Annotated in this window: 16 protein-coding genes and 6 tRNA genes; 20 read left to right on the top strand and 2 right to left on the bottom strand. The window is 41.3% G+C overall.

The features are described 5' to 3' along the window. The first annotated feature begins 28 nt into the window (after nucleotides 1–28). The 7 genes from AC59HZ_RS29535 (at nucleotide 29) to AC59HZ_RS29565 (ending at nucleotide 8,245) form a co-directional block, all read left to right on the top strand. Entirely contained in the window at nucleotides 29–805 is a 777-nt protein-coding gene (locus tag AC59HZ_RS29535; protein ID WP_496549303.1) for a hypothetical protein, read from the top strand. Nucleotides 806–1,156: 351 nt separating this feature from the next. Next, entirely contained in the window at nucleotides 1,157–2,236 is a 1,080-nt protein-coding gene (locus tag AC59HZ_RS29540) for a D-alanine--D-alanine ligase (protein WP_496549304.1), read from the top strand. Nucleotides 2,237–2,470: 234 nt separating this feature from the next. Then, nucleotides 2,471–3,850 carry a UDP-N-acetylmuramoyl-tripeptide--D-alanyl-D-alanine ligase gene (locus AC59HZ_RS29545; protein WP_496549305.1) on the top strand — a complete coding sequence of 460 codons (1,380 nt, stop codon included), beginning with the start codon at nucleotides 2,471–2,473 and terminating at the stop codon, nucleotides 3,848–3,850. A 25-nt stretch (nucleotides 3,851–3,875) separates the two neighbouring features. Beyond that, a complete protein-coding gene (locus AC59HZ_RS29550) occupies nucleotides 3,876–4,574 on the top strand; it encodes an alpha/beta hydrolase (RefSeq protein ID WP_496549306.1) in 699 nt (232 codons plus the stop codon). Nucleotides 4,575–4,826: 252 nt separating this feature from the next. Beyond that, on the top strand, nucleotides 4,827–6,251 hold the full coding sequence (gene cshA / locus AC59HZ_RS29555; RefSeq protein ID WP_430072817.1) for a degradosome RNA helicase CshA: 1,425 nt from the start codon (nucleotides 4,827–4,829) through the stop codon (nucleotides 6,249–6,251). 70 nt (nucleotides 6,252–6,321) lie between these two features. Next, nucleotides 6,322–6,801 carry a PH domain-containing protein gene (locus tag AC59HZ_RS29560; RefSeq protein WP_430072803.1) on the top strand — a complete coding sequence of 160 codons (480 nt, stop codon included), beginning with the start codon at nucleotides 6,322–6,324 and terminating at the stop codon, nucleotides 6,799–6,801. Then, entirely contained in the window at nucleotides 6,794–8,245 is a 1,452-nt protein-coding gene (locus AC59HZ_RS29565) for a PH domain-containing protein (RefSeq protein WP_496549307.1), read from the top strand. The genes AC59HZ_RS29560 and AC59HZ_RS29565 overlap by 8 nt, the downstream gene beginning before the upstream one ends. A gap of 18 nt (nucleotides 8,246–8,263) precedes the next feature. Here the strand turns inward: AC59HZ_RS29565 and AC59HZ_RS29570 are convergent, their stop codons facing one another. Continuing rightward, on the bottom strand, nucleotides 8,264–8,992 hold the full coding sequence (locus AC59HZ_RS29570) for a rhomboid family intramembrane serine protease (RefSeq protein ID WP_496549308.1): 729 nt from the start codon (nucleotides 8,990–8,992) through the stop codon (nucleotides 8,264–8,266). A 90-nt stretch (nucleotides 8,993–9,082) separates the two neighbouring features. Between AC59HZ_RS29570 and acpS the strand changes: the two genes are divergently transcribed. From acpS to AC59HZ_RS29600, 6 genes are all read left to right on the top strand, one after another. Further along, nucleotides 9,083–9,430: a holo-ACP synthase gene (gene acpS, locus AC59HZ_RS29575; RefSeq protein ID WP_496549309.1), complete on the top strand. Its 348-nt coding sequence runs from the start codon at nucleotides 9,083–9,085 to the stop codon at nucleotides 9,428–9,430. A 159-nt stretch (nucleotides 9,431–9,589) separates the two neighbouring features. Next, the gene (locus AC59HZ_RS29580; protein WP_496549310.1) at nucleotides 9,590–10,600 is read left to right on the top strand and encodes a LolA family protein; all 1,011 of its coding nucleotides are present in this window, start codon (nucleotides 9,590–9,592) and stop codon (nucleotides 10,598–10,600) included. 86 nt (nucleotides 10,601–10,686) lie between these two features. Then, the gene (gene alr / locus AC59HZ_RS29585; protein WP_496549311.1) at nucleotides 10,687–11,850 is read left to right on the top strand and encodes an alanine racemase; all 1,164 of its coding nucleotides are present in this window, start codon (nucleotides 10,687–10,689) and stop codon (nucleotides 11,848–11,850) included. Nucleotides 11,851–12,034: 184 nt separating this feature from the next. Beyond that, nucleotides 12,035–12,316, top strand: coding sequence for a CopG family ribbon-helix-helix protein (locus AC59HZ_RS29590; protein WP_496549312.1), 282 nt, complete (start codon nucleotides 12,035–12,037; stop codon nucleotides 12,314–12,316). Nucleotides 12,317–12,320: 4 nt separating this feature from the next. Continuing rightward, the gene (ndoA, locus tag AC59HZ_RS29595; RefSeq protein WP_007083556.1) at nucleotides 12,321–12,671 is read left to right on the top strand and encodes a type II toxin-antitoxin system endoribonuclease NdoA; all 351 of its coding nucleotides are present in this window, start codon (nucleotides 12,321–12,323) and stop codon (nucleotides 12,669–12,671) included. 401 nt (nucleotides 12,672–13,072) lie between these two features. Then, nucleotides 13,073–15,232, top strand: coding sequence for a Tex family protein (locus AC59HZ_RS29600; protein WP_496549315.1), 2,160 nt, complete (start codon nucleotides 13,073–13,075; stop codon nucleotides 15,230–15,232). 20 nt (nucleotides 15,233–15,252) lie between these two features. On the opposite strand, the gene cmpA is transcribed toward AC59HZ_RS29600, so the two are convergent. Next, nucleotides 15,253–15,366, bottom strand: coding sequence for a cortex morphogenetic protein CmpA (cmpA, locus tag AC59HZ_RS29605; protein WP_223596335.1), 114 nt, complete (start codon nucleotides 15,364–15,366; stop codon nucleotides 15,253–15,255). Between the two features lie 96 nt (nucleotides 15,367–15,462). On the opposite strand from cmpA, the gene AC59HZ_RS29610 reads away from it, so the two are divergent. The 7 genes from AC59HZ_RS29610 (at nucleotide 15,463) to AC59HZ_RS29640 (ending at nucleotide 16,634) form a co-directional block, all read left to right on the top strand. Further along, the gene (locus tag AC59HZ_RS29610) at nucleotides 15,463–15,936 is read left to right on the top strand and encodes a SprT family protein (protein WP_496549313.1); all 474 of its coding nucleotides are present in this window, start codon (nucleotides 15,463–15,465) and stop codon (nucleotides 15,934–15,936) included. Nucleotides 15,937–16,049: 113 nt separating this feature from the next. Beyond that, nucleotides 16,050–16,124, top strand: a tRNA-Asn gene (locus AC59HZ_RS29615). A 4-nt stretch (nucleotides 16,125–16,128) separates the two neighbouring features. Continuing rightward, nucleotides 16,129–16,219, top strand: a tRNA-Ser gene (locus AC59HZ_RS29620). A 10-nt stretch (nucleotides 16,220–16,229) separates the two neighbouring features. After that, nucleotides 16,230–16,301 (top strand) — tRNA-Glu (locus AC59HZ_RS29625). Between the two features lie 51 nt (nucleotides 16,302–16,352). After that, nucleotides 16,353–16,426, top strand: a tRNA-Asp gene (locus AC59HZ_RS29630). A 23-nt stretch (nucleotides 16,427–16,449) separates the two neighbouring features. Then, nucleotides 16,450–16,524 (top strand) — tRNA-Gln (locus tag AC59HZ_RS29635). 37 nt (nucleotides 16,525–16,561) lie between these two features. Further along, a tRNA-Lys gene (locus tag AC59HZ_RS29640) sits at nucleotides 16,562–16,634 on the top strand. The last annotated feature ends 2 nt before the right edge of the window (nucleotides 16,635–16,636 follow it).

Genomic DNA, 16,636 nt, shown 5'->3' on the forward strand with positions numbered 1-16,636 from the left:
TATTGTGTTTGAACGGAGGAGTTTGGCTTTGAAGAAGCATCATCAAGACATACGGGATCTCATTTATGTCCATTTAAATCAAACAGACCAGTATGTAATGTCCTACGGTTTTGAATTCGATGAATTTACGGCTGCTTTTTCAGGTTCATTAAACCATTTGCTGCTACTAGCGCACCGTTTTGATGATGCTGATTTTAATATGCACACACTGCTCGAATATTGTCCGGAAGATAGAATTAACAAATTGGCAGCTGAAGATGTCTATAGTTACGGAAATTTTTGCTGGATTGATTTTATTGAGGAAGATGGGCTAAATGAGCTAACAGGGCAGGAAATGGCTGAGCTTTTATATTTAGGACACCATAAGCAGCATTTAAAATTACCCTTTTATAATAAACTGGGTAACCGTTTTGTTTATTTGGCGCAGGATGACGGCTGGTATAACAAGATCTATTACCGCAGCTTTAAGGACTTTTTTCATTTATTAAGTGTCGCCCTGTCGGCGAAGCTCGGGGAGCTTAAACCGGAAAAATCCCTTCTTGGTCTTAGAAAAAAACGGACGTATCCTCCGGTTGCGAAAGAAATCCTCCTTTCGTTAACCCCCTTCATAAAAGAAGGAATTTGTATATCGTTGAGAGATGCAGACCATCAGCGCACGAAGATAGAAATTCCAATCTGGGTCATTGGCGATTTTGCCAATATGGATGATATGTATGAGGAATATCAGGACATTTCGAATAAGCCATTCCATGCCAAACTCATCTTTGACAAAAAAACGAAGGAATGGAAGCTGAATGTCGTATAAAAAATAGTTAGATAGCCTATTGTTAATTTTTTTACGCTGTTGATTGGAGCGGAAGGTGCGAGACTCCTGCGGGAGGACGGGGCAGGGGAGACCCCGCAGGCGCATAATCGCCGAGGAGGCTCCCCGGACCGCTCGCGCCTGGAGCGGAAATCAACAGCCAAATTTAACATAGCTAAAAATATAGTCCCGCCATGGGACTATTTTTCATGATGATTTGTTTTTAAGCAAGCAGTATCGTTCATAAACTAAGCAATAGAGAAAAACATATAAAATGGGATATTACACATTTCCTTTATTAATTAATAAAGTGTTAAAATAATACGTGAATGAGAATATGGAGGTTTGTTTCGTATGAAAACAAAACTAGGTTTGTTATATGGGGGAAAATCCGCTGAACATCAGGTATCCCTGCAGACGGCATTAGCGGTAATCAAAGCATTAGACCTTGAAAAATTTGATATTCATCCAATTTACATAAACACAAGCGGACAGTGGATTAAAGGACCGCAGTTAAGTGAGCCGCCAGCAAATGTCAAAGCACTTGAATTCTCCCAAGGAAATCAATTGTCGCCATTATCCTTGGCACCGTCCCTTTTCCAAGAGGAGAAACAAGAAAGAGAACCGTTGGATGTCATTTTTCCATTGCTGCATGGACCTAACGGTGAAGATGGAACAGTGCAAGGCTTGTTGGAACTATTAAACTTGCCGTACGTCGGAAATGGGGTTCTTGCTTCATCCGCTGGAATGGATAAGGTGATGATGAAGAATGTGTTTGCGCAAGCTGGGCTCTCACAAGTAAACTATGTTGCTTTTGTTAAAAGTGAATGGGCGAAGGCGAAGGATGAGTCTTATGCGAAGGTGGAGTCAGAGCTTGGCTATCCTTGCTTTGTGAAGCCAGCGAATCTTGGCTCGAGTGTCGGCATCAGTAAATGTCGAAACCGCACTGAGTTAGAGGCTGCGTTCGTTGAGGCCTTCCAATTTGACCGCAAAGTTATTATTGAAGAGGGTGTTATTGCCCGTGAGATTGAGGTGGGCGTTCTCGGCAATGACGAGCCGGAAGTCTCGGTTGCCGGTGAAATTGTGCCAAAAACGGACTTTTATGATTATAAGGCAAAGTATGAGGATGGCGATACAGCCCTAATTATTCCTGCCGATATTACTGATGAGGAATACGCTGAGATTAAGGAAATGGCTATCGGATCCTTTAAAGCATTGGATTGTTCCGGTCTTGTACGCGCCGATTTCTTTTTAACGAAAGAAGGCAAGGTTCTAATTAATGAGGTAAATACAATGCCAGGTTTCACGCCATTCAGTATGTTCCCGTTATTGTGGAAGCACACCGGGGTCGAGTATCCGCAGTTAATCGAACGACTCGTTAATCTTGCAGAAGAAAGACATGCTGAGAAACAAAATATTAAATACACGTTCTAATCAAAACAACAGGTGACACGGCGGAACTGCCGTGTCCATTTACATTTAAAAATGGCTGTGTTAAAAGGAATTGTTGATTTTTAACACTGTTGATTGGAGCGGAAGGCACGAAGACTCCTGCGGGAGTACGGGGCCGAGGAGGCTCCCCGGCACGCCCTAAGGTGCGCGAAGTGCCTGGAGCGCAAATCAACAACTAAGTTTAACAGAACTTAAAAATAAAGGAGGGTATCAACAATGATAAAACGTTCTTTACAGCAAGTTGCTGAAATGGTTTCTGCTAAAAATGATATCACCTCGTTTGCTAATACCATGATTTCTGGTGTTTCAATTGATTCCCGTAAAATAGGAGCAGGGAACCTGTTCGTTCCGTTTAAAGGAGAACATGCTGATGGACATAAATATGTGGAGGATGCTATCCGTATGGGAGCGGCTGCTGCCCTTTGGCAGAGTGATGTTCCGAATCCGCCGGTCCATTTGCCAATCTTGATTGTCGAGGACTGCCTGATAGCCTTACAGGAATTGGCGCGTAAGTACCGAAAAGAGCTAGCCGTGAAAGTCGTCGGGATCACGGGAAGTAACGGAAAAACGACCACAAAGGATATGACGGCGGGAATTTTATCAACCCAATATAAAGTTCAAAAAACGGAAGGGAATTATAATAACCATATTGGCCTGCCGTTAACCGTATTAGGTTTGGATGAGGACACGGAAATTGCTGTCTTGGAAATGGGGATGAGCGGCCGAGGAGAAATTGAATTTTTGACGAAGCTCGCCTGTCCTGATGCTGTCGTGATTACAAACATTGGGGAATCACATCTTTTGGACCTTGGCTCCCGTGAAGGAATTGCCGAAGCAAAGCTTGAAATCCTCCAAGGATTGCAAGATGGCGGCATCGCCGTCCTGCATGGTGACGAGCCGCTGCTCATGGAACGGATTCAACAATATAAAGAAAATATCCAGGTTCAAACGTTTGGCAGAACGGATGGAAATGATTTCTATCCAACCGAAATTATTCAACTGGAGCAGGGAAACCGCTTTGCCATTAATGCCGCAAATGGATGGTTTGAACTGCCCGTGTTAGGAACTCATAATATTTTAAATGCCTTGGCATCGATGCTAATTGCCCGTTATTTTTCAATCTCTTTTGAAAAAATAAATGAAGGTCTAAAAGGGATTAAACTGACAAATATGCGTATGGAGCTAGTCGAAGGCAGTCACGGAGAAAAAATTATCAATGATGCTTACAATGCCAGTCCAACCTCAATGTTCGCAGCGATTGAGCTGGTGGCAAACCTTCAAGGTTATGAGCGGAAAGTCCTTGTTCTTGGCGACATGCTAGAGCTTGGGCCTGAAGAGGAGCAGTATCATTTTCAAATTGGAGAACGCTTAAGCAGCGATAAAATTGATTTTCTATTTACCTATGGAAACTTAGGCAGACATATTGCCAAAGGGGCCAGCCAAAAGCTTGGCGAAGAAAGAGTTTTTGCCTATTCTGAAAAACGCGAGCTCCTTCAAGAATTAGAGCGATATGTAAACGAAAAAACATTGGTGCTCATTAAGGCATCAAGAGGGATGAGATTAGAAGAAATCGTCACAGCTCTGCAAGGTAAATAATGGTATTAACGGCAGGTGAGCAATTATGATTGGCTGTTTATGTATTCATGGTTTTACGGGCGCACCTTATGAAGTTGAACCGCTTGTAGAGTACTTGAAAGAGCGAACGGATTGGATATTCAGTGTTCCGACCCTGCCTGGTCATGGTGAGTCTGGGTCGTTAAAAGGGATCCACTTTGATGAGTGGATTCATCATGCTGAGGAAGAATTGAAAAGTCTAATCGAAGTTTGTGATACCGTGTATGTGATTGGCTTTTCCATGGGAGGCATGATTGCCAGCTTTCTGGCAGCCCAATATCATGTGGACAAGCTTGTTTTATTAAGTGCGGCTGCCTTTTATGTGAATCCTAAACAATTGGCTGCAGATATTTTCTCTGTCCTGAAGGATTCAGTAAATGGAAACTTACAGAAGAATGAATTATTTCAGCGCTATAAAAGAAAAATAACAGAAACCCCACTTGCGGCCACCTTGCAATTCCGTCGTCTTGTTTCCTTTATCAAACCTATGCTGCATCAGGTACAGACGCCAACTTTAATCGCACAAGGAGAGTGTGACGGGATTGTGCCGCCGAAAAGTGCTGAATACTTATATCAGACGATTGGTGCGAATCAAAAAAAACTCACGTATATTAAACAGTCGAAACATCATATTTGTCATTGCGAGGAAAAAGAGGCCCTATTTTCCCAAGTATTGGATTTTTTGATGAGCAGTAAGGATGTATAGAAATTGTCTTTATTGCATTATACTAATGAAAATGGTATGATTATCATCAACGTGTCTAAAGAACGATGAAAATAGGGCATACTCCTTTGGAGAATGTCTTTTTTTTGGTAAAATAATGATGTAACTGATGCGTATCGGAAAAAATATTCAGCACGATATAAAATATTTTCATATAGATGAAGGAGATTGAAAACATTGACGAAGTTTCAAGACTTAGGCCTAAGTCAGGCCACTTTAAAAGCTGTCCTCAAAATGGGTTTTGAGGAAGCGACCCCAATCCAAGCAGAAACGATTCCATTGAGCCTAGAAAATAAAGACTTGATCGGCCAAGCTCAAACAGGAACTGGTAAAACCGCTGCATTTGGAATTCCATTGGTTGAAAAAATTGATACGACTGCTGATGCGATCCAAGGGATTATTATTGCACCAACTCGGGAATTAGCGATTCAAGTATCAGAGGAACTTTATAAAATCGGAGCGGGTAAAAGAGTTCGTGTGCTTCCAATTTATGGAGGACAGGATATTGGACGCCAAATCCGATCATTAAAGAAAGCCCCTCACATTATTGTTGGTACTCCTGGACGTGTGTTAGACCATATCAACAGAAAGACAATGCGCTTAGATACTGTTAACACAGTTATTCTTGATGAAGCAGATGAAATGTTAAATATGGGATTCATTGAAGATATTGAGTCTATTCTTGCATCTACACCTGCTGAGCGTCAAACATTACTTTTCTCAGCTACAATGCCGGGACCAATTCAAAGAATGGCTGAGAAATTCATGAAGGACCCTCAGATTGTTCGTGTGAAAACGAAAGAAATGACGGTTCCATTAATTGAACAGTACTATCTTGAAACACAAGAGAAAAACAAATTTGATGTGTTAACAAGACTATTGGATATTCAATCACCGGAGCTGGCGATTGTTTTTGGACGTACTAAACGCCGTGTCGATGAATTATCTGAGGCATTGAACCTAAGAGGTTATACGGCAGAAGGTATTCATGGCGACCTAAGCCAGGCAAAGCGTCTGCAGGTTCTTCGTAAATTTAAAGAAGGAACCATTGATGTTCTTGTCGCAACAGACGTAGCAGCACGTGGTCTTGATATCTCTGGCGTTACCCATGTATACAATTTCGATATTCCGCAGGATCCAGAAAGCTATGTTCACCGTATTGGACGTACTGGCCGTGCCGGAAAAACAGGCGTAGCAATGACATTCATTACACCACGTGAAAAGTCTTACCTTTCTGTGGTTGAAAAAACAACGAAACGCAAAATGGAAAGAATGAAGGCACCAACTCTTGATGAAGCGTTAGAAGGTCAACAACGTGCAGTTGTTGACAAGATCACGCAAACAATTGAGTCCAACAATCTTCATTATTACAAAGCGGCTGCAGATGAATTGTTAGAAGCAAATGATGCAACAACAGTTGTTGCTGCAGTACTGAAGATGTTAACAAAAGAACCGGATACAACTCCAGTTAAATTAACAGATGAAGCACCTCTTCCACAAAAACGGGAAAGAAAGCCGTATAATGATCGTGACCGCCGCCGCAAGGACGATTCACGCGGCTATAGCTCGGATCGCCGAAAAAAAGCACCGGTAAAGCCAAGAACTGGTGAAAAAAGAACTGGCGGTAAATCATCAAAGCCAAGAAGCTTTAACCATTAAGACAAAAAGCATGGATATTATATCCATGCTTTTTTAAGTATACTAATTGGGATGTTAGGAGGAAGGTTCTATGTTCTCTGAACCGCAAAAACGAATTTCTGCAAAAGCCCTAAAGGTGTGGCGCATCTCAGGTATCATTAAATCAGCAATTGGCTGGTCGATCACCGCTTTATTCCTTTTCCTCATACATATTTTCGACTGGCCTTTTTGGATTTCCGTCCTCTTAATCGTGCTTGGAGTGATTTTTCCCTTTTTACATATTATTCTATTTCCAGCTTTAAGATGGAAGCGCTGGCGATATGAGGTGCGCGAAGAGGAAATTGAATTGCAGGAAGGAATTTTTATCATCAGCCGCACGCTTGTCCCGATGGTTCGGGTCCAGCATGTGGATACCGTGCAGGGGCCAATTTTACGAAAATATAAGCTTGCCTCTGTGGTTGTTCATACGGCCGCTACTGCCCATGAGATTCCTGCCCTGGAAGAGAGTGAAGCAGAGGAATTGCGATTCTTTATTTCAAAATTGGCAAGGGTGGCGGAAGAAGATGTCTAAACCAAAACGGCTTCATCCAATCGCAAGTGTGATACAAACTGGTAAGAGATTAAAAGGTCTCGCCCTGCCTGGGATTGCCTTTATCATCTCTGTTGGCCGGCATGGCAAGGAAGGTTTAGTGGGTTCTTTGGTCATTTCTTTAGTCGTTGTATTGATTATTTTATTAACAGGGATACTATCCTGGTTAAGGTTTACTTTTCGTTTCGAAAACAATGAACTTCGGATTGAACATGGAGTCTTTATCCGCAAGAAACGTTATATTCCATTTGAACGGATTCAAAGCATCGATTTGACTGAAGGGATTTTGCAGCGAATATTTGGATTAGTGAAGGTGCAAATCGAAACTGCTGGCGGCGGTGGCGGTGAAGAGGCCGAAGCGGTCCTTTCGGCCATTTCCAAAGAAGAAGCCAGGCTGATTCAAGAGTATGTAGCCGCCGCAAAAAATGGTGGAGCGGGAGAGACACAGTTTGTTCAAGAAGGACAGCCCGTTTTTAAAATTTCTTTCGGCCAATTAATGATTCTTTCATTAACATCAGGCGGCATTGGAGTTGTGATATCTGCCGTACTTGCTTTGCTTTCGCAATTAGACGACCTCATTCCGTATCAACGATTATTTGGCGGTTTTGAAAAATGGGCGGTACATAATTTATTTATCATCGCCATCATCGTGTTTCTTGGGTTTTTCCTTGCATGGCTGATCGCACTGGTCATGACGATGCTGAAATATGCGAATTTTACCGTGATGAAAACAGAAAAGGATTTCATCATTTCACAGGGATTGTTAGAAAAAAGGCAAATTACTATTCCTTTGAACCGCATACAGGCCATCCGCGTTAGTGAAACTCTTGTCAGGCACTTTCTTGGCTGCGGTACGGTCACTATTGAAAGTGCAGGCGGCTCCACAGCGAATCTCGAAGGTGCAAATGTCACTCTTTTGCCGATTGTAAAAGTGAAGCAAATTCAATCAATTATCGAGCCTCATTTACCTGATTATATCTTTGCGAATTCTTTCAACCCTGCCCCTAAACGGGCGAAGTGGCGGTATATTTTACGCACCTGGTACTTCGTAATTCCCATTGTCCTTATTTCACTTATCTTTTTAAAAGTATGGGGTATGCTTTCTTTCGTTTTATTAGCGCTTGTAACCATTTGGGCAATACAAAAATACAAGGCTGCTGGATGGGCTCTCAATGAGCAGCAGCTAAGCCTGAGGTTTCAGTTTATAAAACGGACAACCGTTTTTATGAAGAAAAATAAAATTCAGAGCTTAAAAACGAGAGAAAGCCACTTTCAACGGAAACGAAACCTAGGAACCATCGAAGCCAATGTAAAATCGGGAGTCGGTGCTGGAGGCGGATCTGTCCTTGATTTAGAAAAAAGGGATATTGAGGAAATCTTTGAATGGTATTCAAGAAATAAAAAAGGGGACTGCACCGAGGTCTAGCTTCGTTTGCAATCTCTTTTACCTTTGCGCTAAAAAACCAATAATGGCGATAATAATAATCGCTCCCCAAATAATAATCTTTATGGGAGATTGAAAAGAGAAATTTTTTCTTTGGCTTCCAGCCCAGCTTGCCGTTACATGAATGGAATCGGCCAAATCTTTTTTATTAAAATAAGGAATGGCGCCAAGTAAAAATCCGCCAAGCAGCCCAAACAAATGGGCAGTGATGTTTATATTTGGCTGTAAAAAGGTCATGATCACACTGACAACAGAAATGGTAATAATAATTTGAGAATTTTGTTTTGTAAGCATATGTTTCCGAAAAATAATAATCGCAATGTAATATCCAAACAGTCCAAATATTGCACCGCTTGAGCCAACATGCATGTACGATTTCGGCTCAAGAAGCAGCGTTGCTAGATTGGCGATGAATCCGCTGACGAGATACACGAACATAAATCTTCCGGACCCTAGCATACGCTCAAGGGCCGGCCCAAATAACACAAGCGAAAAACTATTAAACAGCATATGTGGAAAATTGCCGTGCATGAATGTCGGTGTAATCAGTCTCCAAATTTCCCCTTGCCTAATATTAAGATTGACGCCGGAAAGGTGTTCGTAGAACCAATCGTTTGGAAAGATTGGTAAAATAGTTAAAAGATATAATCCTACATGAATGGCAATAATAATAGAAACAATCGGATAAAAGCGGATAAATTCACGAAAGCTTTCGGTTCTGGTAAACATTATTGACCTCCTCTCATTACCATCATAAACAGAATTGCCATCTTGTACACTAATATGCTAGTAAGAATTTAAATAGAAGGAAGATAAACGATGATTAAAGGGATTGGCATTGATATTATTGAACTCTCCAGGATTCAGGAATTGCTAAATAGACAGGGTAAATTTGCAGAGAGGATTTTAACTGCCCGTGAAAAGGATTCACTAGAAACTCTTTCCGAACGCCGTAAAGTTGAATTTCTAGCAGGAAGATTTGCAGCAAAAGAGGCTTTTTCAAAAGCCTGTGGTACTGGAATCGGCAAGGAGTTATCTTTTTTAGATATTGAAATTGCTTCCGATTCATTTGGTAAGCCTATGATCGTTAAACCTGAGGTTAGAGCACATTTATCTATTTCACACAGTCGTGATTATGCAGTTGCTCAAGTGGTGATTGAAGAATAAGGATATATTTTTTTAAACAGCTTGGCAATCTCCTTATCATAAACCCAAAGGTTGTCTCATATATTCATAGGGAGATAGGAGAGACAAGGTCAACTATGGGCATTCCCTGCCTTTCTCTTCTTATAATCATATGAAATGAGACAAGAAGGGGTTGAAGGAATGAGGAAAAAGTTGTTGCTGCTCATGACGGGACTGATGGTCATCTTCATGCTTGCTGCCTGTGGCTCTAAATCGCAAGAGGATGTGGTAAAGGAGCTAAATAGTAAACTGGGAGATCTGTCCGGGTATAAAGTCAATGCTAAAATGACATTAAAAATGGGCTCCGATTCTCAAGTTTATAACGTTGAAATCTGGCATAAAGATCCTACCTTTTATCGAGTGAATTTGAAAAATGCCGAAAAGGATCAAAGCCAAATGATCTTGCGTAATGAACAAGGGGTATTTGTCTTAACACCTGCGCTAAATAAAAGCTTCCGCTTCCAAAGTGATTGGCCGCAAAACAGCAGCCAAGCTTACCTGTATGAATCGTTGATCAAGGATATTGTCGCTGATAAAAGCGCCAAATTCTCGACAACAAAGGATTACTATGTATTTGAAACGAAAACCCGTTATCAAAACAATAGTATGCTTCCATTCCAGGAAATTAAACTGAATAAAAAAGATTTATCACCAGCTGTTGTCAAAGTGATGGATCCTGATCGAAATGCTTTGGTAACAGTGGAGTTCTCCAAGGTGAAATTTAACGCCAGCTTCGACAAGGACGCTTTCGATATGAAGAAGAACATGACTCGCGCTCAGCTTCATTTACCGGCCATGGCGGACGGCGGCGACAAGGCCTTCACGGTGAAGTATCCAACGGCTGAGCTTAAAGGAACGAAGTTAATCGGGGAAAAAGAAGTGAAGATCAAAAATGGAAAAAGGGTCGTCCTCACCTATGATGGCAAAAAATCATTTACACTCGTCCAAGAAAAAGTAACGGTAAAAGAAGCAACGGCTCCTACCTATGTTGAAGGAGATATCGTTGATTTAGGATTAACTATCGGAGCAGTAACCGATCATTCCATCTCCTGGTCACATGATGGCGTCGATTACATGATTGCTTCGAAAAACCTATCCAAGGAAGAATTGATTGATGTTGCACAATCTGTTCAAGGTGATGCGGTAAAATAAACACTTACGTTACAGGCTCTATCCTAGAGCCTGTTTTTTTATGGTAATATATAATAATGTGATAACTCATTTTAGGAAGTGGAATTATGGAAAGTCTTGATCATTTTTATCGCGATACTTGGGCTGAAGTGGATTTAGATTGTATAGAATCAAATGTTACCTCCATTAAAAATCATCTCCCTAAAGAGGTTGATATCATCGCGGTTGTGAAAGCTAATGCTTACGGCCATGGAGATGCTAAGGTGGCTGAAACCGCTTTGGCCGCAGGGGCTGCATATCTAGCAGTTGCGTTTATGGATGAAGCCATCGCATTACGGAAAAAAGGCATTCGAGCTCCCATTCTCGTATTAGGTGCTTCTCGTCCACAAGATGTGCAAATGGCTGCGAAAAATCAGATCACTCTCACCGTTTTCCAAAAAGAATGGCTTGAGGAAGCAAAAAAACATTTGCAACCCGATGAGAAGCTAACCGTTCATATAAAGGTTGATACGGGCATGGGGAGACTTGGCATTCGCAGCAGCGAAGAGTTAAAAGAATTGGAGCACATGATGTCGAATGAGTCAGGGTTTCTTTTGGAAGGAATCTATACTCATTTTGCGACTGCTGATGAACTGGATCAAACCTATTTTCAGCAGCAATTATCTGCGTTTGAAAATCTGCTGACGGCGTTAACGAAGCGGCCGAAATATGTTCACTCCAGCAATAGTGCCGCTGCCATTCGTTTTCCGAAAGCTTACTTTAATGCAGTGCGTCTTGGGATTGCGATGTACGGCTTAACACCATCGCTTGAGATGGAAAAAGAAATTCCTTTTTCTTTAAAAGAGGCCTTTTCATTAAAAGCCCGGCTTGTCCATGTGAAAAAGCTTCAAAAAGGCGATAAAGTGAGTTATGGGGCAACGTATGAAGCAGGTAAAGAGGAATGGATTGGAACGATTCCCATCGGTTATGCTGACGGATGGATTCGTAAGTTGTCCAGCCAAGAAGTTCTGGTGGATGGGAAACGGGTGCCGATTGTTGGCAGAATATGTATGGATCAATGCATGATTCGCCTTCCTTATGAGGTTCCGGTTGGAACAAATGTAACGTTAATCGGGTCAGACGGTAATCAAACGATATCAATCAATGAGATTGCTGCCAAATTGGAAACGATTAATTACGAAATCCCTTGTATGGTAGCAGGGCGTGTTCCACGGCTTTACAAAAAAGGCGGTAAAATTGTCGAGATAAAAAATTACTTGCTCGATGAATAACTGGGTTAAAAAATGAAATTTTAACATATTTATGATATTGCGGTTGTTTGTGCATAAAAAAGGCTTTTATTGGCTTATAATACAGTAGAATTATATTTAATCTATGAATTGGGCTCGTTTAGTGTTATTATAAAATATGGTACAGATAAAAAATGGTGTGTAGTGATGGTGGAGGTGTATGTTTGTGTCTGAAATTGGCGCAACTACGGAAATCTTAGTGAAGTTACCGCAACACTTATTAACTGAGTTAGATGGTTTCGTAAAGCAAGAAAATGTAAACCGAAGCGAGTTTATCTACCAGGCAACAAAAATGTATTTACGCGAACGTAAAAAGAGACAAATTCGCGAGTCCATGAGACGAGGATACATGGAAATGGCCAAGATTAATCTTCGAATTGCATCTGAAGCATTTCAAGCAGAATATGAGGCAGAACACACAGTTGAACGTCTTGTAAGCGGAGGATAAACCTTTGATTGTCAAGCGTGGTGACGTTTATTTCGCGGACCTATCCCCAGTTGTTGGTTCTGAACAAGGCGGCGTCCGTCCTGTACTTGTCATCCAAAACGACATCGGGAATCGGTTTAGTCCCACAGTGATTGTTGCAGCGATTACAGCTCAAATACAAAAAGCGAAGCTCCCAACTCATGTAGAAATTGATGCGAAGCGCTACGGATTTGAACGGGATTCGGTCATTCTGTTAGAGCAGATTCGTACAATTGATAAGCAACGGTTAACCGATAAAATTACCCATCTCGATGACGAAATGATGGAGAAAGTGGATGAAGCCTTGCAAGTCAGCTTAGGTCTCATTGAATTTTAGTTAAATTAACGCTCTTTTTTAAAGGGCGTTTTTTCATACATATTCTGCCCTTATACTTAATACTGCTTAGAAGCAAGCTTTCGTGGCTTGCTTTTTTTTATAAAAATTTAAGTGGGACTAATTGTGCCCGTGAAGGGGAAAAAAGGAGTGTCGCGGTCACTCTGAGCGGTTCATAAAGCCCGTGGGCAAGAAAAAAGAGGAGTGACGGTCGATAAGAACGGTTCATAAAGCTCGTAGTCAAGAAAAAAGAGGAGAGTTGGTCGATAAGAGCACTTCAAAATATCCGCGACCATGAAAAAGTCGGTCATGAAAAAAGTGGGCAACACTCGTTTAATGAAACGACCCTGCTAATTTGATACAATAAGAAAAAAGATTGGAGGATTATTCTTGTGACTGAAACAATGGTAAAAGAAGATCAGTTGTTAGGGAAAATTGCCACCGAACTTGCTATTCCCTACAAGCAAGTTAAAAATGTTATCTCTCTATTAAATGAAGGAAATACAGTACCATTTATTGCACGCTACCGTAAAGAAATGACCGGCGCTCTCGATGAAGTACAAATCCGCAATATCCTGGAACGCTGGCAATACATACAAAACCTTGAACAAAGAAAAGAAGAAGTTATCCGCATCATCACCGAACAGGGTAAATTAACCGATGAACTCCAGCAGAATATAACGAAGGCTGAAAAACTTCAAGAGATAGAAGACTTATATCGTCCATACAAACAGAAAAGACGAACCAAGGCCACCATCGCAAAAGAAAAAGGTCTCGAGCCATTGGCCGAGTGGCTCCTAACTTTTTCGAACGAAAACATCGAAGAGAAAGCAAGGGAATTTTTATCCGAGGAAAAAGAAGTCCTAACGATTGAAGAGGCTATCGCGGGTGCGAAAGACATCATCGCTGAAATGGTATCTGATGATGCTGAAGGCCGTAAATGGATTCGTAAAGAAACAACTAAATCCGGTACAGTTGCTTCTACGGTAAAAGAGGCAGAAAAGGACGAGAAAAACGTTTATGAAATGTACTATGAGTACGAAGAGCCTGTAAACAAAATCGTTCCTCACCGAATATTAGCTTTAAATCGTGGCGAAAAAGAAGACATTCTACGAGTCTCCGTAAAAATAAATCCCGACTTAATCCTGTCTTATTTATCAAAAAAATGGATCCATAAGACAAACTCATCTGCAGCGCCAATCGTGTTAGAAGCAATAGAAGACAGCTATAAACGCTTGATTCAACCATCAATTGAGCGTGAAATCCGCTCTGAGTTAACAGATAAAGCAGAGGAACAAGCGATTCATATTTTTTCCGAGAACCTGCGTAATTTATTATTGCAGCCGCCATTGAAGGGAAAAGTCGTCATTGGTGTCGATCCGGCTTACCGGACAGGCTGTAAATTAGCCGTCGTGGATGAAACGGGAAAAGTGCTGAAAATTGATGTGATCTATCCACATCTTTCTGATTTCAAAGCAAAAGAGGCGCGAGAAAAGTTTATTAACATCTTGCGTGAATATAAGGTAGAAATGGCGGCAATCGGGAACGGTACTGCATCAAGGGAAACAGAGCAGTTCGTCGCTGATATTTTAAAAGAAATGGATGAAGAAATCTTCTATTTGATTGTCAATGAAGCTGGCGCCAGTGTGTACTCCGCCTCTGACTTGGCAAGGGAAGAATTCCCGAATTTCCAGGTTGAAGAAAGAAGCGCGGTATCTATTGCAAGACGGTTGCAGGATCCATTAGCTGAATTGGTAAAAATCGACCCGAAATCAGTCGGTGTAGGACAATACCAGCATGATGTTTCACAAAAAAGACTTTCAGGATCGTTGCATTTTGTCGTAGAAACAGCAGTTAACCGTGTAGGTGTAAACGTGAATACCGCATCATCCTCTCTTTTACAATATGTTGCGGGTTTAAACAAAACAGCTGCAAACAATATTGTTAAAATGCGAGAAGAGACAGGTAAATTCACAAGCAGGGTCCAGTTGAAGAAAGTGCCACGCCTTGGTGCGAAAACCTATGAACAGGCTATTGGCTTTTTACGAGTAATAGATGGTAAACAGCCGCTAGACCGGACAGGAATTCATCCGGAAAACTATGACGAGGTAAAGAAACTACTAGCTAAACTGGGCTTTACTACGGATGATTTAGGTTCCGAAGAGTTAAAAATTGCATTAAGCGGTTTTGACTTAAAGTCTGTTTCTGAAGAATTGGCGATTGGCGAATTAACGTTAAAAGATATCGTTGATGCTTTGGTGAGACCTGAGAGAGACCCGCGCGATGACTTACCTCGTCCACTCTTGAAAAAAGATGTATTAAAACTAGAAGATCTAAAATCCGGTATGGAGCTCCAAGGTACTGTTCGTAATGTTGTGGATTTCGGTGCATTTGTTGATATTGGTGTTAAACAAGACGGTCTTGTTCATATTTCAAAACTGAGCAACCGATTTGTAAAACATCCATTAGATATCGTATCTGTTGGTGATGTAGTTACTGTTTGGGTAGATTCCGTTGATATGAAAAAAGGCAGGGTTGCCCTAACCATGCTCCAGCCATCTTAATTAAAGAGAAAACACTGCTTTTACGAGCAGTGTTTTTTTCTGTAAAAAAACCAGCACTGGTTTAACATCTTGATCTGGTAGCGGTTCTTTTCATAGAAAGCTCTTTTCATTTGGTTTTGAAACCAAGTCGGCATAATAAAAACCTCCCGAAAAGCAATCTTCAATAAGGGTATAAACAATATATGCTATAATAGGTTGTCACGTTCGAAGAGAAAGGGAGGGGAGTTTAAGTGGATGATTCAAGTCTTCAGTTATTGGTAGAAAAAATCTCAATTAACTCATTTGGAAAATCATTTAAGCACCGTGCTTCCTTTAATCCAAGGTTAAAATCAACTGGCGGGAGATATCTTTTAAGCACACATAATATTGAAATCAACAAAAAGTATTTAGAACAGCTTGGAGAAAATGAATTAATTGGGATTATTAAACACGAACTATGCCATTACCATCTTCACCTTGAAGAAAAAGGATATCAGCACCGTGATCAAGACTTTAAAACCCTTTTAAAAATAGTGGGGGCTCCTCGTTATTGCAATCAGCTCCCAGAACGGAAAGTAAAACGTTCTCTGAAAAAAATTCTTGTCTATCAATGTACGAAATGCAAGCAATCCTATCAAAGAAAAAGAAGCATTAATACCAGTAGATACGTGTGCGGAAAATGCAAAGGGAAATTGGCGAAGATACAAGAGTTGATATTAGAGTAACGTAAGATTTTGGTCTTTATTGAAAAATCATATTGACTTTATATTAGTTCGTCATTATAATGTAAAGAGTCGACAGGGCAATTGCCTAACGGTGTCGGCAAAATAAATATTATTCCGCAGTAGCTCAGTGGTAGAGCTATCGGCTGTTAACCGATCGGTCGTAGGTTCGAGTCCTACCTGCGGAGCCATATTGGGGAAGTACTCAAGAGGCTGAAGAGGCGCCCCTGCTAAGGGTGTAGGTCGGGTAACCGGCGCGAGGGTTCAAATCCCTCCTTCTCCGCCATAAAGTTTTTGGCCCCTTGGTCAAGCGGTTAAGACACCGCCCTTTCACGGCGGTAACACGGGTTCGAATCCCGTAGGGGTCATCAGAAATGGGGAATGAGCAAAAGGCTCATTTTCTATTTCTTAATTAAATTGGTCTGGTAGTTCAGTTGGTTAGAATGCCTGCCTGTCACGCAGGAGGTCGCGGGTTCGAGTCCCGTCCAGACCGTCACTTAATTTTTTTTTTGTTATTGGGCTATAGCCAAGCGGTAAGGCATCGCACTTTGACTGCGACATGCGTTGGTTCAAATCCAGCTAGCCCAGCCATTTCTTTTGTTGAGCCATTAGCTCATGAACATGAAATGAGCCATTAGCTCAGTCGGTAGAGCATCTGACTTTTAATCAGAGGGTCGAAGGTTCGAGTCCTTCATGGCTCACC

The sequence above is a fragment of the Neobacillus sp. DZ-9 genome (genome assembly GCF_059587065.1).

Coding starts and splice junctions, on each gene's coding strand:
- AC59HZ_RS29540 (WP_496549304.1), top strand. CDS start 1,157: ATGAAAACAAAACTAGGTTTGTTATATGGGGGAAAATCCGCTGAACAT.
- AC59HZ_RS29545 (WP_496549305.1), top strand. CDS start 2,471: ATGATAAAACGTTCTTTACAGCAAGTTGCTGAAATGGTTTCTGCTAAA.
- AC59HZ_RS29550 (WP_496549306.1), top strand. CDS start 3,876: ATGATTGGCTGTTTATGTATTCATGGTTTTACGGGCGCACCTTATGAA.
- cshA (WP_430072817.1), top strand. CDS start 4,827: ATGGGTTTTGAGGAAGCGACCCCAATCCAAGCAGAAACGATTCCATTG.
- AC59HZ_RS29560 (WP_430072803.1), top strand. CDS start 6,322: ATGTTCTCTGAACCGCAAAAACGAATTTCTGCAAAAGCCCTAAAGGTG.
- AC59HZ_RS29565 (WP_496549307.1), top strand. CDS start 6,794: ATGTCTAAACCAAAACGGCTTCATCCAATCGCAAGTGTGATACAAACT.
- AC59HZ_RS29570 (WP_496549308.1), bottom strand. CDS start 8,992: ATGTTTACCAGAACCGAAAGCTTTCGTGAATTTATCCGCTTTTATCCG.
- acpS (WP_496549309.1), top strand. CDS start 9,083: ATGATTAAAGGGATTGGCATTGATATTATTGAACTCTCCAGGATTCAG.
- AC59HZ_RS29580 (WP_496549310.1), top strand. CDS start 9,590: ATGAGGAAAAAGTTGTTGCTGCTCATGACGGGACTGATGGTCATCTTC.
- alr (WP_496549311.1), top strand. CDS start 10,687: ATGGAAAGTCTTGATCATTTTTATCGCGATACTTGGGCTGAAGTGGAT.
- AC59HZ_RS29600 (WP_496549315.1), top strand. CDS start 13,073: ATGGTAAAAGAAGATCAGTTGTTAGGGAAAATTGCCACCGAACTTGCT.
- cmpA (WP_223596335.1), bottom strand. CDS start 15,366: ATGCCGACTTGGTTTCAAAACCAAATGAAAAGAGCTTTCTATGAAAAG.